The 14,397-nt window shown below is 52.3% G+C and carries 11 protein-coding genes; 8 read left to right on the top strand and 3 right to left on the bottom strand.

Going from position 1 to position 14,397, the window contains the following annotated elements; all coding sequences use genetic code 11:
* The first annotated feature begins 28 nt into the window (after window positions 1-28).
* The 6 genes from ACI3E1_RS00700 (at window position 29) to rseP (ending at window position 5,356) form a co-directional block, all read left to right on the top strand.
* Complete coding sequence (locus tag ACI3E1_RS00700) at window positions 29-838, top strand: SDR family NAD(P)-dependent oxidoreductase (protein WP_405023760.1); 810 nt, start codon at window positions 29-31, stop codon at window positions 836-838.
* A gap of 298 nt (window positions 839-1,136) precedes the next feature.
* Window positions 1,137-1,859: a UMP kinase gene (gene pyrH, locus ACI3E1_RS00695; protein WP_405023759.1), complete on the top strand. Its 723-nt coding sequence runs from the start codon at window positions 1,137-1,139 to the stop codon at window positions 1,857-1,859.
* 2 nt (window positions 1,860-1,861) lie between these two features.
* Complete coding sequence (gene frr / locus ACI3E1_RS00690; protein WP_405023758.1) at window positions 1,862-2,425, top strand: ribosome recycling factor; 564 nt, start codon at window positions 1,862-1,864, stop codon at window positions 2,423-2,425.
* 72 nt (window positions 2,426-2,497) lie between these two features.
* Window positions 2,498-3,283, top strand: coding sequence for an isoprenyl transferase (locus tag ACI3E1_RS00685; protein WP_405023757.1), 786 nt, complete (start codon window positions 2,498-2,500; stop codon window positions 3,281-3,283).
* Entirely contained in the window at window positions 3,284-4,069 is a 786-nt protein-coding gene (locus ACI3E1_RS00680; protein WP_405023756.1) for a phosphatidate cytidylyltransferase, read from the top strand.
* Between the two features lie 15 nt (window positions 4,070-4,084).
* Complete coding sequence (gene rseP, locus ACI3E1_RS00675) at window positions 4,085-5,356, top strand: RIP metalloprotease RseP (protein WP_405023755.1); 1,272 nt, start codon at window positions 4,085-4,087, stop codon at window positions 5,354-5,356.
* A 75-nt stretch (window positions 5,357-5,431) separates the two neighbouring features.
* On the opposite strand, the gene ACI3E1_RS00670 is transcribed toward rseP, so the two are convergent.
* From ACI3E1_RS00670 to ACI3E1_RS00660, 3 genes are read right to left on the bottom strand one after another with little or no spacing between them, the layout of a single operon-like run.
* Window positions 5,432-6,391 (bottom strand): electron transfer flavoprotein subunit alpha/FixB family protein, encoded by a 960-nt coding sequence (locus ACI3E1_RS00670; protein ID WP_405023754.1) that lies wholly within the window; start codon window positions 6,389-6,391, stop codon window positions 5,432-5,434.
* Window positions 6,388-7,182: an electron transfer flavoprotein subunit beta/FixA family protein gene (locus tag ACI3E1_RS00665; RefSeq protein WP_405023753.1), complete on the bottom strand. Its 795-nt coding sequence runs from the start codon at window positions 7,180-7,182 to the stop codon at window positions 6,388-6,390. Before ACI3E1_RS00665 ends, ACI3E1_RS00670 begins: the two co-directional genes overlap by 4 nt.
* A 17-nt stretch (window positions 7,183-7,199) precedes the next feature.
* Window positions 7,200-7,931, bottom strand: coding sequence for a hypothetical protein (locus tag ACI3E1_RS00660; protein ID WP_405023752.1), 732 nt, complete (start codon window positions 7,929-7,931; stop codon window positions 7,200-7,202).
* Window positions 7,932-8,090: 159 nt separating this feature from the next.
* On the opposite strand from ACI3E1_RS00660, the gene ACI3E1_RS00655 reads away from it, so the two are divergent.
* Both ACI3E1_RS00655 and ACI3E1_RS00650 read left to right on the top strand, forming a co-directional pair.
* Window positions 8,091-9,803 (top strand): proline--tRNA ligase, encoded by a 1,713-nt coding sequence (locus tag ACI3E1_RS00655; protein WP_405023751.1) that lies wholly within the window; start codon window positions 8,091-8,093, stop codon window positions 9,801-9,803.
* Between the two features lie 83 nt (window positions 9,804-9,886).
* Window positions 9,887-14,230, top strand: coding sequence for a PolC-type DNA polymerase III (locus ACI3E1_RS00650; RefSeq protein WP_405023750.1), 4,344 nt, complete (start codon window positions 9,887-9,889; stop codon window positions 14,228-14,230).
* Window positions 14,231-14,397: the final 167 nt, after the last annotated feature.

Below are 14,397 nucleotides of genomic sequence, written 5' to 3'. Positions count from 1 at the left end.
ACGAATAATCAACTATGGGAGTGATAGTATGACCGCGTTAACGAATAAGGTCGCAATTGTCACGGCATCCAGCCGCGGAATTGGCTTTGCGATTGCACAAGAAATGGTGGCGGCGGGCGCCATTGTTTATATGGCTGTCCGGGATAGCGAGAAGAACCGTAACCTGGTTGCAAAGTTACACGCAGAAAACGACCGGTACCGGCACGTAATTTACAACGCGTTTGAGTTTGAGACGTACGAACCAATGATTAGGGAAGTAGCCCAAAAAGAAGGGCACGTGGATATTCTCGTGAATAACTTTGGCCGGACGGATCCTGAAAAGGACCTGACGGTGACAACGGGCGACCCGGAAATGTTCTTTACAATTTTAAAGACTAACGTAGCAAGCGTTTACTATAGCTGCCGGTATGCTGTTAAGCAGATGCAGCAGCAAAAGACCGGGGGCAGCATTATCAACATTTCGTCGGTTGGGGGAGCAACCCCGGACGTTGCCCGGACGGCGTATGGCACGTCCAAAGCGGCGATTAACATGCTAACCCAGCAGGTGGCCACGCAATACGCTCATGATGGTATCCGGTGCAACGCGATCATGCCGGGGCTGATTGCGACTGACGCCGCCGTTAATAATATGCCCGCTCAGTTCTGGGACACGTTTATCAAGAACGTGCCGTTGAACCGGCCAGGAAAGCCGACAGACATTGCGAAGGCGGCGGTTTTCTTGGCAAGCGATGATTCGTCCTACATTACGGGGCAATTGCTTCCAGTGGCTGGTGGTTTTGGAATGCCAACCCCGATTTATAATGCGACGTTGGGCAAGGATAATCATGTTGAAGGGTAGTCAGATAAGAATTTACAAAATAGTATAATGGGTGTGGTGAAGGTGTCATCCTTTGGATCGCGCGCAGTAGGGATTCGAAGGGATAACCTTAATCAGTCCGTTTATTTTGGCGCCAGATTATCTGGAAGAAGCAAGGAAGAATGCGCTTCGGGACACGGTCTTTCTTAGGTGGGTCCATCTTTTTATAAATGTAATCGTTCTTCCGGCTGATTTTGTGTTCATCAATTCTAGAGATATGGTAGAATACCACTGATGGTTCGGATTTTCGAACATGGAACAAACCTTGAGGAGGACGGACATGACGGACGTAAAGTATAAGCGCGTACTGTTAAAGTTAAGTGGGGAAGCTCTTGCCGGCGAACAGGGCCGGGGGATTAACCCGCCGGAGATCATGAAGGTTGCGAGGGAAATCAAGGATGTCCATGATCTTGGCGTGCAGGTTGCCATCGTTGTTGGCGGCGGTAACATGTGGCGCGGGGAAGCCGGGGCCCAGATGGGAATGGAACGTTCCCAGGCGGACTACATTGGCATGTTAGGAACGGTGATGAACGCCCTGGCATTGCAGGATAACCTCGAGCAACTTGACGTACCAACCCGGGTTCAAACATCGATTGAGATGCGGCAAATTGCTGAGCCGTACATTCGGCGGAAGGCGATCCGGCACCTTGAAAAGAACCGGATTGTGATTTTTGCCGCTGGAACGGGTTCTCCATACTTCTCAACGGATACCACCGCAGCGTTGCGGGCGTCTGAAATTAATGCGGACGTGATTTTAATGGCTAAGAACGGGGTTGACGGGATTTACTCGGCTGACCCGAAGACTGACGAAACGGCCACGAAGTTTGATAAGTTGACCCACATGGACATCATTAACCGCGGGCTTCACGTAATGGATACCACGGCTTCATCCCTATCCATGGAGAACGACATTCCGTTAGTGGTCTTTAACATGAACGAACGGGGTAACATCAAGAAGGTTGTTGAGGGCGCCCCAATTGGAACAACAGTGGAGGGCAAGTAAAAATGAAGGTTACGGATCCAGTATTAAAGGACGCACAAGAAAAAATGAAGAAGGCTGAGCAAAACCTCCAGCGGGAACTCGGTAATATTCGTGCTGGGCGGGCCAATGCAAGCCTTTTAAACCGGATTATGGTGGATTACTATGGCGCACCGACGCCGTTAAACCAGATTGCCCAGATTACCATTCCGGAAGCGCGGGTTCTCTTAGTCACGCCGTTTGATAAGAGTTCCTTGAAGGATATCGAAAAGGCTATTCTGGCATCTGACCTAGGAATTGCGCCGATGAATGATGGTTCGGCCATTCGGCTGGTAATCCCGCAGTTGACCGAAGAGCGGCGAAAAGAACTCGCCAAGCAGGTTAAGGCCACCGGTGAGGAGGGCAAGATTGCTGTTCGACGCGTCCGGCGTGAAATGATGGATAAGCTCAAGAAAGCGCATAAAGCCGGCGACCTAACGGATGACGATTTGCATGACCTAGAAGAGCAGGCCCAGCAACTTACCAACGAAGGAATCAAGCAGGTTGAGGATATCGTGGCCGCTAAGGAGCAGGAAGTCCTTGAAGGTTAGAAGGAAAATAACAGGGGCCGGTCCCGGCCGGCCCCTGTTTTTTCTTTTGCGTTTGCTTAAAGGAGGAACGAGATGGAAATCGGGTTTAAAAACCACCGGCAGAATACAGCAGTCCCAGAACTTGATCGCCAGCGGATCCCGCACCACGTTGCAATTATCATGGATGGAAATGGCCGGTGGGCGCAGAAACGCCACTTACCCCGGATTGCGGGGCATAAGCGCGGGATGGAAGTTGTTAAGGAAATTACAAAGGCGGCCAGTCACCTGGGAATTAAGGTGTTGACACTCTACGCGTTTTCCACGGAAAACTGGAAGCGCCCGGATGCGGAGGTCAACTACCTGATGGATTTACCGGTAAAATTTTTCAGTACGTTTGTCCCGGAGCTAATTGAAAATAACGTGCGGGTGAACGTAATGGGATACACGGACCAGTTGCCGGTAAGCACACAGCAGGCTGTCAACGACGCCATTGCCCAGACGGCCCATTGTACGGGGATGGTACTCAACTTTGCGCTGAATTACGGTGGCCGGGCGGAAATCGTTACTGGGGTTCAGCAGATTGCCCGGGAAGTGCAGGCCGGTAAAGTTACGCCGGATGCAATTACCGAAGAAACGCTTAGTGCCCACCTGATGACGGCTTCCCTTGCTCCGGATACCGATCCGGACGTTTTAATCCGAACGAGTGGGGAAGAGCGAATTTCTAACTTCCTGTTATGGCAGTTAGCGTACAGTGAGCTGGTCTTTACGGACGTGTACTGGCCGGACTACACTTCTGAGGAATTGGTGCAAAACATTGTTGCGTTCCAACAGCGGCACCGGCGCTTTGGTGGACTTGATGACGGAAAGGACGAAAAATAAATGAAACAACGTGTGATTACGGCCATTGTGGCCATGATTATCTTTATTCCGCTGCTGGTTTGTGGCGGGACGCCATTCAGTATCCTGGTAGTGGCAATGGGGCTGGTGGCAATGGCGGAAATGTTGACGATGAAAAAGAAGCTTTTGGTATCCTTAGAGGCCGGCCTTAGTTTTTTGATGATGATGGGGATGCTGGTGCCGGATTCATGGTTACGGATTATCCCGGGAATGACGCACGGTGGCTTGTTGTATTTCTTTGCTCTGATCCTGTTATTGTACACGGTGGCATCCAAGAACCGGTTCTCGTTTGACGATGCTGGGGCGTTGGTTTTGTGTGCCGTATATGCTGGATTGGGGTTCCACTACATGATTGTCGCCCGGAACGTTGGGCTGGCAACAATCCTGTACGGGTTGTTAATCGTGTGGATTACTGATAGTGGGGCCTACATGATTGGCCGGCAAATTGGAAAGCACAAGTTGGCCCCGAAAATGAGCCCCAACAAAACGTGGGAAGGATCAGTCGGAGGAACCGTTGCAGCCGTGATTCTGGTGGGACTTTACCTGTTCTTCTTCCCACTTAAGAAGTACTCCTTGCCGGTCATGCTCCTGATCACGCTGGTGCTGTCAGTTGCCGGTCAAATTGGGGACCTGGTTGAATCGGCCTTCAAACGGCATTACGGGGTAAAGGATTCCGGAAAGATTTTACCGGGTCACGGTGGGATCTTAGACCGGTTTGATTCATTACTATTCGTATTACCGCTGATGCACCTTTTTGGCTTAATTTAACGGGGGACGCCGATAATGATTGTCACGATTATTGCGTTTATTATTGTTTTTGGGGTGTTAGTAACGGTGCACGAGTTCGGGCACTACTACGTTGCGAAGCATTCCGGAATCCTTGTGCGGGAATTTTCCATTGGAATGGGGCCCAAACTCTTTGCGTACCGGAAAGGCGGCACAACGTATACGATTCGGATTCTTCCGTTGGGCGGCTACGTCCGGATGGCGGGCTTGGATGACGAAGACGCTCTTCAAAAGGGCATGGCGGCTCTTTTGACAACGGATGAGGATGAGGTTGTTTTGACCATTGACCTGCGCCGGGATCACCCGAGTTTAACCGGTTTGCCGCTGGAGATCACGGACTGGGACCTTCAAGACGAGTTGTGGATTGAGGGGTATGAAACCGGAGCCGAAGAAAAGGTGCACCGGTTTGCGGTTGCCCGGGATGCGACGGTGATTGAGCCGGACGGCACGCCGGTGCAAGTGGCGCCCCGTGATGTCCAGTACCAGGCAGTCAGCGTGTGGAAACGAATGTTAACAAACGTGGCGGGACCGTTTAATAACGTCTTGCTGGCAATTGCTGCGTTTATGTTGGTTGCGTTTTTGCACGGTGGTGCCCCCCAGGTAACCAACGCTGTTGGGAGCGTTGAACCTCACTCGGTGGCGCAGAAGGCGGGGTTGCGCGCAAACGATCAAATTCTCCGGGTTGGTGATCACCAAACTACCACCTGGACAGAACTGACCCACGCAATCGAACAACGGGGCGGTCAGAAGACGACGTTTACCATTCGCCGGGGCCACCGGGAGTGGAAGACGACATTGACGCCTAAGGTGGTTAAGCAAAACGGGAAACGGCTTGGCCAGATTGGGATTATGGGTAAAGTAGTCTTAAACCACCACTTCTTTGCAATGGTGGGGTACGGTTTTACCCAGACGTGGACGATGACTAAGGCCCTTTTTGGCGCGTTGGGGACGATGATTACGCACGGGTTTCACTTGAACGATTTAGGGGGACCGGTGGCCATGTTCTCGTATACCGAACACGCCGCTAAGCAGGGGTTAATCAGTACTGTGAGTCTCACGGCGTTCCTTTCAATTAACTTGGCAATCATTAACTTACTGCCGATTCCGGCCCTTGATGGGGGGAAAATCCTGTTAAACCTAGTGGAGGCGGTCCGGCGGAAGCCAATTAGTCAGAAGGTGGAAGCGACCCTCACGTTAATTGGGTTTGGGTTTTTGATGGTGCTAATGTTTTTGGTAACGTGGAACGATTTGCGCCGGTATTTTTTCTAAGTAATAAAAATGAACCGATAAAAAAGGTTGGGACTTATACATCCCAACCTTTTTGTTTTAATACATTTTTTCTTATTACCACTCTTTGCACGCCGCCTGCATGAACGTCACCGCATCGCCCACGTAGCGGTAGTCCGCGTAGTCAAAGATTGGTGCGTGGGGATCGGTGTTCACCGCAATGATGGTGCCGGCATTTTTAACGCCTGCTAAGAATTGGGATGAACCTGATACACCTAATGTGATGAGGAGCCGGGGGTGAATGGTTTGGCCCGTTAGGCCGATTTGCGCCTGCACACCAAAGCCTGGAAGAAGTGACACCGGGCGGGTAGTCATAACAGCCGCGTCCAGTTGGTGGGCCAGTTGCTTTGCAAACCGGAGCCCCTCAGGAGTTGCGGCTCCCCGTCCCAGAGCAATGATTCGGGTAGCCTCCTTTGGGTGGTGTGGCGTTGTAGGGGCGGTATCCGTTTTTTCACCGGTCAGCTGGCTCAGGGGCACGGGAAACGGGGTGACCGTTACCTGGGGCTGAAGAAGGGATGTTGCGGGTACTGCTGAAGGAGTGGGGAAAACGCCCGGCCGAACACTTGCCATGGCCGGGGTTGTGGTGGTCATGATGGTGCAAGCCACGTTGTCCCCATAGGCCGGTTTGGTCTGAACGAGTTGCCCATCCTTAAACGCTAGGTCCGTGCAGTCTGCACTCAAGCCGGTGTGAAGGAGTCCTTGAACATACGGGGCCACACTTCGGCCAAGTGGGGTTGCGCTAAAGAGCACAAATGCTGGATCAATTGTCCGGATGTGGGCGGCTAAAACGGCCGCTTGTTGGGCAATGGTGGCGTCATCCGGAACTGGAATGAGCGTGGCGTGGGCGATCCCTGTGTCCTGGAGTTGGCGCTGGAGAGCGGGATGGTCCCCAGTCGACCCGAGAACTGCCATGTTTAGGGTCACCCCATCCCACTTCTGGGTGTGGGCGGCTAACTCCAACACACCCGGAGCGAAGTGGCCGTTGTGATATTCACCAAAAAGCCATCCTGTTGTCATTTGATTACCTCCCGTGATTGTTGAATAAGGGTATCTAGCTGGGTTACGGCAGTAGTTGCATCAGTTGCCAGGGTGGTTGTCGAACGCTTTGTAGGGTGAACCGGTGTCAGCGTGGTTACAGTTGTCGCAGAGCCAGCCTGACCAACCGTTGTTGGGGCACACCCGATTGCGGTGGAGTCCCATGTTTGGCATTGGCGGGTCGGATTAAGTGCCGCTGCTTGGGCAACCGTCATGGCTGCTGGAGCGAACGTTGCCGCCGTTCCGACCGTTAAAACTGCCTGGGTAGTTAGGGTAATCGTTGTTGCGGTGGTGCCGAGTTGACTGGTAACCACTGCTGGTTCGGCCGGCACAATGCGCGTGATGTTGGGGAGAAGTTCCCAGCCTAACTGAGCGGCGATGTTTCCGCCCACCTGACCGGTATCTGCATCAGTGGACTGGGTTCCAGTGATTACCAGCCGGACTGCCTTGCAATGTTGAATGGCGGCTGTGAGGGCGGTTGCAGTTGCTAGCGTATCCGCCCCCGCAAACGCCTTATCGGTTAGAAGAATAGCGCGGGTTGCTCCCATAGCAAGGGTTATTCGTAAGAGGCGTTCGTTATTGGGAGCGCCCATGCATACCGTAATGATGTCCTCATCCGGGGTGGAGCGAAGCAGCTTAGCCGCGGCCAGCGCATACCGGTCAGCCGGGTCAAGGTGGATTGCCGTTGTGGTTCGCTCAAGGTGGTGGGTTTGCGGGTCAATGGTCACATGGTCACTGACCGGAACCCCCTTAACGCATACGATAATACTCATTTTTGAGACCTCCTTAATTAACGTTGGCGGTGCATTGCGGCAAACGTGACGGTGGCTGCCCGCTGGTCGTTAAGTACTGTCAATGTTTGGAGAAGTTGACTACCGGCGACCCAGCTGGTCCACTGGTCCTGATTACGAATCCCAAATGCCTTGAACGTGGCCGCCATCCGGGTGGTAATGATTCGTTGGTTAGTGCCCGCCGTAATCATGGCAACTGTTAGGGCTTCGTCTTGCTCATCATCTTGTTTGGCGGTTGTTAACGTCAAGGAATTTAAAAAGCCGGCGTGCCGTTGTGTGCTGGCGGCCATGGCGGTTAACCGAGTAATTTGGTATTGCATGGCGGGTTGCATGGCTAAGTTGCCGTTTTGGTGGGGAACGTTTTTCCCGTATTCGACCAGGTATCCCGTCATTGCTTGTTGCAAAGCACCTGCAATGGTAACTAACATGCGTTCAAATTCGCGTCGTTTGTGGGGAGTAGCATCGGTAAGGGCACCTTGAAGCATTGGGGCTGTCATTGGGGGATTTATCCCTAACTCCCAGTGAGCAGCAAGGTGGATACTCCACCGGGGGACTGCTGGGGCGGTGCGTTCAAGGAGCGCTGTCATTACCGGGGCTGGGGGCTGGTCAAGTAACCCGCGTTCCTTTGCCCCTTCCCAGAGGGTGGTTGGCTCAGGAAGCGTTGGTGTTGCCGTTAAGTAGTCATCGCAAAACTGGGTGACAAGCGGCTTAATTAAGTCGGTTGCAATCATTCTAATTCCTCCTTGTCTATTTTGGTGAACCAATTATCCCATGATATTTTTGTGACGGGAAATATCTTGCTTGGTAATTTCGGGGTAGCTGGAGGAAGCCGGTAAAATTTGGTATCATAGGAGGCGATTATTGATACGCGGAAGCGGAAGGGGATAGCTATGAAACAATCACGGATGTTAATTCCGACACTTAAGGAAACACCGAAGAAGGCCGAGGCAGTGAGTCACCAACTCATGTTACGGGCAGGCTACATCAAGCAGATTTCTGCGGGGATGTATGCGTACTTGCCCCTGGCTTTTCGGGTGATGGAAAAGATCCAGGCCATCATTCGGCAAGAAATGGAGCGGATTGATGCCGTTGAGATGCTGGTCCCTGCCGTTGTTCCCGCTGAACTGTGGGAGGAATCGGGACGGTACGCGACGTACGGGCCGGAGTTGTTTAAGTTTAAAAACCGGCACGAAAGGAACTTCATTCTCGGACCAACCCACGAGGAGACGATGACGACCATTATACGGGACAGTATTAAGTCGTACAAAAAGTTGCCGTTGTCGGTCTATCAGATTCAAATGAAATACCGGGATGAAGACCGGCCACGTTACGGACTACTTCGGGGGCGGGAGTTTCTGATGCTCGATGGGTATTCATTTCACGTTGATGATGATAGTTTGGACGAAACGTTCCGGGCAATGGATCAGGCCTACCACAATATTTTCGACCGGTGTGGGCTTGATTACCGTGAAATTATTGCGGATTCCGGGGCGATGGGCGGAAAAACTTCTAAGGAGTTTATGGCAATCGCTCCAATCGGGGAGGACACGGTGGTGTACTCCGATCAGAGTGACTACGCGGCTAACCTGGAAATGGCAAAGAATCTCCGGGTGGCGAAAAAGTCGCATGAATCGGTTCGGGAATTGACTAAGGTGGCGACCCCGGGCAAAAGGACAATCGATGAAGTGGCGGCCTTCCTTGGCGAGAAACCGACTAATCTAATCAAGACAATGCTGTACATTGCTGATGGGAAACCAGTTATTGCCCTGTTGCGGGGGGATGACCAGTTAAATGAAACCAAGTTTACAAACCTTCTCGGAGCTAACGACTTACGCCCTGCAACCCCGGAGGAAGCGCAGCAGTACATGAACGGGGCATCGTTTGGTTCGCTGGGGCCAGTCGGGATTGATGACCACATCAAGATTTATGCCGACCAGGATGTTGCGGGCATGATGAATATCAGCGTTGGGGCCAACGAAGACGGGTTCCACTATCAGAACGCGAATATTGGGCGCGACTTTAACGTTGAGCAGTTTGCCGACCTCAGAAGTGTCGCGGAAGGCGAATTATCCCCAGATGGGCAGGGAACGTTGCAGTTTACCCGTGGGATTGAAATCGGCCATATCTTTAAGCTGGGAACCCGTTATTCGGAGAGCATGCACGCAACGGTGTTAGACCAAAACGGCCGGGACGTTCCGCTTAAGATGGGGTGCTATGGAATCGGGGTTTCCCGCCTGCTGTCTGCCATCATTGAACAAAATAATGACGAACACGGGATTATTTGGCCGCGCCAGATTGCGCCGTTTGACGTCCACGTTGTTCCGGTTAACATTAAAAACGACGAGCAACGGACGCTCGCCGAAAGGATTACATCAGAGCTTGAAGACCACGGCTACAGTGTCTTGCTTGATGACCGGAAGGAACGGGCGGGCGTCAAGTTTGCTGATTCCGACCTGATCGGGTTGCCAGTGCGGATTACCGTGGGGAAGAAGGCAGCCGATGGAATCGTTGAGGTTAAACTCCGGCGGGCCGCTGAGCCGATTGAGGTTAAGGTCGCCGAGTTACAAAACTCACTGGCAATCCTGTTGAAGCAGGCTGAATAGGAAAATTAGGATAAAAGGTAAGTCCCGGTAGTGTGGTCGGTTGGCCAGTCCGGGGCTTTATGTTTCTGAAGGAGGCAACGTGAATGGCGCTTGATAAGCACGCGCTTTTTGAAAAGTTATGTACGCAGGCCGGGTGGAATGCAACGGAGGATCCCACGGGTGCGCTGACGGACGCAACGGTTAACCAGGTGATCGTCCACGAACATTCTAAACGGTGGGAAATCGTTCTGGGAGTTCAGCGGGTCATTCCGTTTAAGGTGTTTTTGCGCTTTCATCAGCAGGTTAACGCGGCTTTTCAGGGAATTGTAGATGTTACCCTGCGCGTGGAGCCCGTGGAGCCGGCGGTAACTGAGCAGGAAGTTCAGGACTACTGGCCGTTTGTGGTGGCGCATAGTGCCGCAAACGAGCAGGTGGTTAACCAGGTGTGTGGCCGGGCTCCCAAATTGGTAGGGAAAACCTTACACCTTCAGGTGACGGACGCTAACCAGGCAGCGTTGCTGAGTGAGACAACGTTGCAGGGACTTGCGGTTGGCTACCAGCAGGTGGGGTTTCCTAAGTACACGATTAAGCCGGTGATTATTGCTGGTGAACAGGCGGATCACGTACAGTACCAGGAGAAACGGGCACAAAGTGATGCGGAATTAACCAAGAAAGCCATGGCAGCTATCCAGCAGCAAACCCAACAGCGAGCCGCTAAGAAAAAAAAGAAGACGGTACTAAAAGCTGAAGGGCCAGTGCTTTTGGGGCGGAAAATCAAGGATGATATTCCCGTAACGCAGATGGGTGCAATCACCGAAGAGGAACGCTCCGTGATTGTTCAAGGGTACGTCTTTAACGCTGAGGTGCGGGCCCTTCGCTCCGGGCGAAAGATTATTACGCTCGAAGTAACGGACTATAGTTCTTCGTTTGTTATTAAAAAGTTTTCTAATAGTGAAGAGGATGAAGCTCAGTTTGCTAACCTGACGGCCGGAAAGTGGATTAAGGTGCGGGGAAGTGTGCAGGAAGACTCCTACCTGCGTGACCTGGTGATCATGGCCCGCGATATTAATGAAATCCACCACACGGAACGGCAAGACACAGCGGAAGGTGATAAACGCGCTGAGCTTCACCTCCACACGACGATGAGCACGATGGATGCCACCAATTCAATCACTGACTACGTAGCACAGGCTGCCAAGTGGGGGCATAAGGCCATTGCGGTTACCGACCACGGAGACTTGCAGGCCTTTCCAGAAGCCCATTCTGCCGGCCAAAAGCACGGCGTTAAGGTGCTGTATGGGCTGGAAGCAAACGTTGTTGACGGCGGGCAAAACATTGCGTATAACGATGCTCACGTCAATCTAAAAAATGCGACCTACGTCGTCTTCGATACCGAAACCACGGGGCTGTCGGCTCAGTACGATAAGGTGATTGAACTAGCTGCCGTTAAGATGAAGGGTGGTACGGTGGTTGATCGTTTCGAAGAGTTCATCGATCCTGGGCACCCACTGTCGCAGACAACGATTAACCTAACCAGTATTACCGACGAGATGGTTCGGGGATCCAAGTCGGAGGGTGAAGTCTTTCGGATGTTTAAGGACTTTTGTGCCGGATGCGTGATTGTCGGGCATAACGCAACGTTTGACGTGGATTTCATGAATACGGGGTATGCCCGCCACGATCTTGATCCGATTAGCGAGCCGTGGATTGATACGCTTCCGTTGGCTCGGTTCCTGTACCCGGAGATGAACGGGTTCCGGTTAAACACGTTAGCCCGAAAGTTAAACGTGGCCTTAGAACACCACCACCGGGCAATTTATGATGCGGAAGCTACGGGCTATATTTACTACGCCATGTTAAAGGATGCGCAAGAACAGTATCAGATTATGTTTCATGATCAACTTAATGATCACGTAGGAGAGAACGGGGCGTATAAGCACGAACACCCGTTTCACGCCATTATTATTGCCCGGACGCAGGCAGGAATGAAGAACCTTTTTAAGCTTACATCGGCGTCAATGACCGAGTACTTCTACCGCGTACCGCGGGTGCCGCGCGCACTGCTGGAAAAGTACCGGGAAGGTTTGCTAGTGGGATCAGCGTGTGCGGACGGCGAAGTCTTTACTGCAATGATGCAAAAGGGGTATGCGGTTGCACGGGAAAAAGCGAAGTTTTACGACTACCTTGAGGTGCAACCCAAGGCTGCGTACGCGCCGTTGTTAGAGCAGGAATTAGTGAAGGACAACGCGCGTCTTGAAGAGATTATCAGTAACATGGTGAAGCTGGGTCATGAGTTAGATAAACCCGTTGTGGCGACTGGGGACGTTCATTTTATGAATAAGGAGGATGCCATCTACCGGCGGATCCTGATTCATTCTCAGGGAGGAGCTAACCCGTTAAACCGGCTTAAGGACTGGCCGGACTTGCACTTTCGCACGACGGACGAAATGCTGGATGATTTTGCTTTTCTGGGGGATGAAACGGCGCATGAAATTGTTGTTACTGCTCCCCAGCAGGTCGTTGCCCTGGTTGATGACAACGTTTCACCGGTAACGGATAAGACCTACCCGCCGAAAATGCCGGGGGCCGAAGACGATATTAAACGGATGACGATGGAGCGGGCCCACGAGTTGTATGGCAATAAATTACCGGCAATTGTAGCTGACCGACTTGACCGGGAGTTGGACAGTATTATTGGGAACGGGTTTGCCGTGCACTATCTGATTGCCCAGAAGTTGGTGGCGAAATCAAATAAGGACGGGTACCTGGTCGGGTCCCGGGGTTCCGTTGGTTCGAGTTTAGTTGCCACGATGGCGGGAATTACTGAGGTGAACCCGTTGCCTCCACATTATCGGTGTCCGAAGTGTCAGTGGACCGAGTTTTATACTAAGGGAGAATATGGTTCCGGGTATGATCTGGAAGACCGGGATTGTCCGGAATGCGGGACGCCGCTAGTGAAGGACGGTCAGGATATTCCGTTTGAAACCTTCCTGGGATTCAAGGGGGATAAGGTGCCCGACATTGACCTGAATTTCTCCGGGGATTACCAACCAATCGCACACAACTACATGAAAGTCCTCTTTGGCGCGGATAACGTATACCGGGCCGGAACGATTGGGACGGTGGCTGATAAGACGGCCTACGGGTTCGTGAAGGCGTATGAACGGGATACCGAACAGAATTTACGCGGCGCCGAGGTGGACCGCCTTGCTAAGGGGGCAACCGGGGTTAAGCGGACGACCGGGCAGCACCCGGCCGGAATCTTGATTGTGCCGGCCGATAAGGAAATTTACGACTTTACGCCGATTCAGTATCCGGCGGATGATCAGAACGCTTCGTGGGAAACGACGCACTTTGATTTTCATTCCATCCACGATACACTCCTGAAAATGGATATTTTAGGGCACGATGATCCGACGATGATCCGGATGCTGCAGGATTTGTCGGGGGTCGACCCGCAGTCAATCCCGACCGACGATCCGGGAGTGATGCAGTTGTTCCAGGGAACGGAAGTGTTGGGCGTTACCCCGGAACAGATTCACTCAAAAACCGGAACACTGGGTATTCCTGAGTTTGGGACCCGGTTTGTTCGTGGGATGTTGGAGGAAACAAAACCCAAGACATTTGCGGAGTTATTGAAGATTTCCGGTCTTTCTCACGGAACCGACGTGTGGCTGGGCAACGCCGAAGACTTGATTAAAAACGGAATAATCACCATGCCGGAGGTTATCGGGTGTCGGGATGATATCATGATGGACCTGATTCACTGGGGCGTACCAAACGACGTGGCGTTTAACACGATGGAACACGTGCGGAAGGGCCGCGGAATTCCGGAAGAATGGCAAAAGATTATCCGGGACGCTGGGGTGAAGGAATGGTACCTGGAAGCTTGCTTAAAGATTAAGTACATGTTCCCGAAGGCGCATGCTGCCGCCTATGTTTTGATGGCGCTGCGGATTGCCTACTTCAAGGTTTATTTCCCGCTAGTGTACTACTGTGCCTACTTTTCCGTGCGTGCGCGCGACTTTGATATTGTTGCAATGGCTCGGGGAAAGGATGCCGTCAAGGAGCGGATGCAAGCCATTGAGGAGCAGGGAAACGATGCTTCGGCTAAGGATAAAACGCTTCTGGTTGTTCTTGAGTTAGCGAACGAAATGCTTGAGCGGGGCTTTAAGTTTCAGATGGTTGACCTGGAACGTTCCGCTATTTCAGAGTGGTTGATTGACGGGGATACGTTGATTGCACCGTTCTCGGCGATTCCGGGACTCGGGGAAAACGCCGCTAAGCAAATCGTGGCGGCCCGGGAAGAAAAGCCGTTTTTGTCTAAGGAAGACCTGATGAAGCGTGGGCACGTTTCGCAAACGATTATTGATTTTATGACGGAAAACCACGTATTAGACCAGTTGCCAGACGAGAACCAGCTGAGTTTGTTTGATAATATGTTTTAACAAGGTGCGGAGCCGTTAAGAAATCCGGAACACTAAGCAAAGCTCGCGAAGAACGGGCGAATGCCCGGTCAAGGGAGCAGGCTTAGGTGACGGATTTTAGGCGGAGCCCGATTAAGGTAAGGTGCGAAGCCACGCCCTTATCTTCATAACGGTAATCAGACGAAGGA

Origin of the sequence: Ligilactobacillus sp. LYQ139 (genome assembly GCF_045033025.1) — a bacterium.
Lineage (GTDB): Bacteria > Bacillota > Bacilli > Lactobacillales > Lactobacillaceae > Ligilactobacillus.
This window is presented reverse-complemented; position numbering and strand designations above follow the sequence as displayed.

Excerpts from the sequence above, each read along its gene's own strand:
- ACI3E1_RS00700 (WP_405023760.1), top strand. The coding sequence starts at position 29 with ATGACCGCGTTAACGAATAAGGTCGCAATTGTCACGGCATCCAGCCGC.
- pyrH (WP_405023759.1), top strand. The coding sequence starts at position 1,137 with ATGACGGACGTAAAGTATAAGCGCGTACTGTTAAAGTTAAGTGGGGAA.
- frr (WP_405023758.1), top strand. The coding sequence starts at position 1,862 with ATGAAGGTTACGGATCCAGTATTAAAGGACGCACAAGAAAAAATGAAG.
- ACI3E1_RS00685 (WP_405023757.1), top strand. The coding sequence starts at position 2,498 with ATGGAAATCGGGTTTAAAAACCACCGGCAGAATACAGCAGTCCCAGAA.
- ACI3E1_RS00680 (WP_405023756.1), top strand. The coding sequence starts at position 3,284 with ATGAAACAACGTGTGATTACGGCCATTGTGGCCATGATTATCTTTATT.
- rseP (WP_405023755.1), top strand. The coding sequence starts at position 4,085 with ATGATTGTCACGATTATTGCGTTTATTATTGTTTTTGGGGTGTTAGTA.
- ACI3E1_RS00670 (WP_405023754.1), bottom strand. The coding sequence starts at position 6,391 with ATGACAACAGGATGGCTTTTTGGTGAATATCACAACGGCCACTTCGCT.
- ACI3E1_RS00665 (WP_405023753.1), bottom strand. The coding sequence starts at position 7,182 with ATGAGTATTATCGTATGCGTTAAGGGGGTTCCGGTCAGTGACCATGTG.
- ACI3E1_RS00660 (WP_405023752.1), bottom strand. The coding sequence starts at position 7,931 with ATGATTGCAACCGACTTAATTAAGCCGCTTGTCACCCAGTTTTGCGAT.
- ACI3E1_RS00655 (WP_405023751.1), top strand. The coding sequence starts at position 8,091 with ATGAAACAATCACGGATGTTAATTCCGACACTTAAGGAAACACCGAAG.
- ACI3E1_RS00650 (WP_405023750.1), top strand. The coding sequence starts at position 9,887 with ATGGCGCTTGATAAGCACGCGCTTTTTGAAAAGTTATGTACGCAGGCC.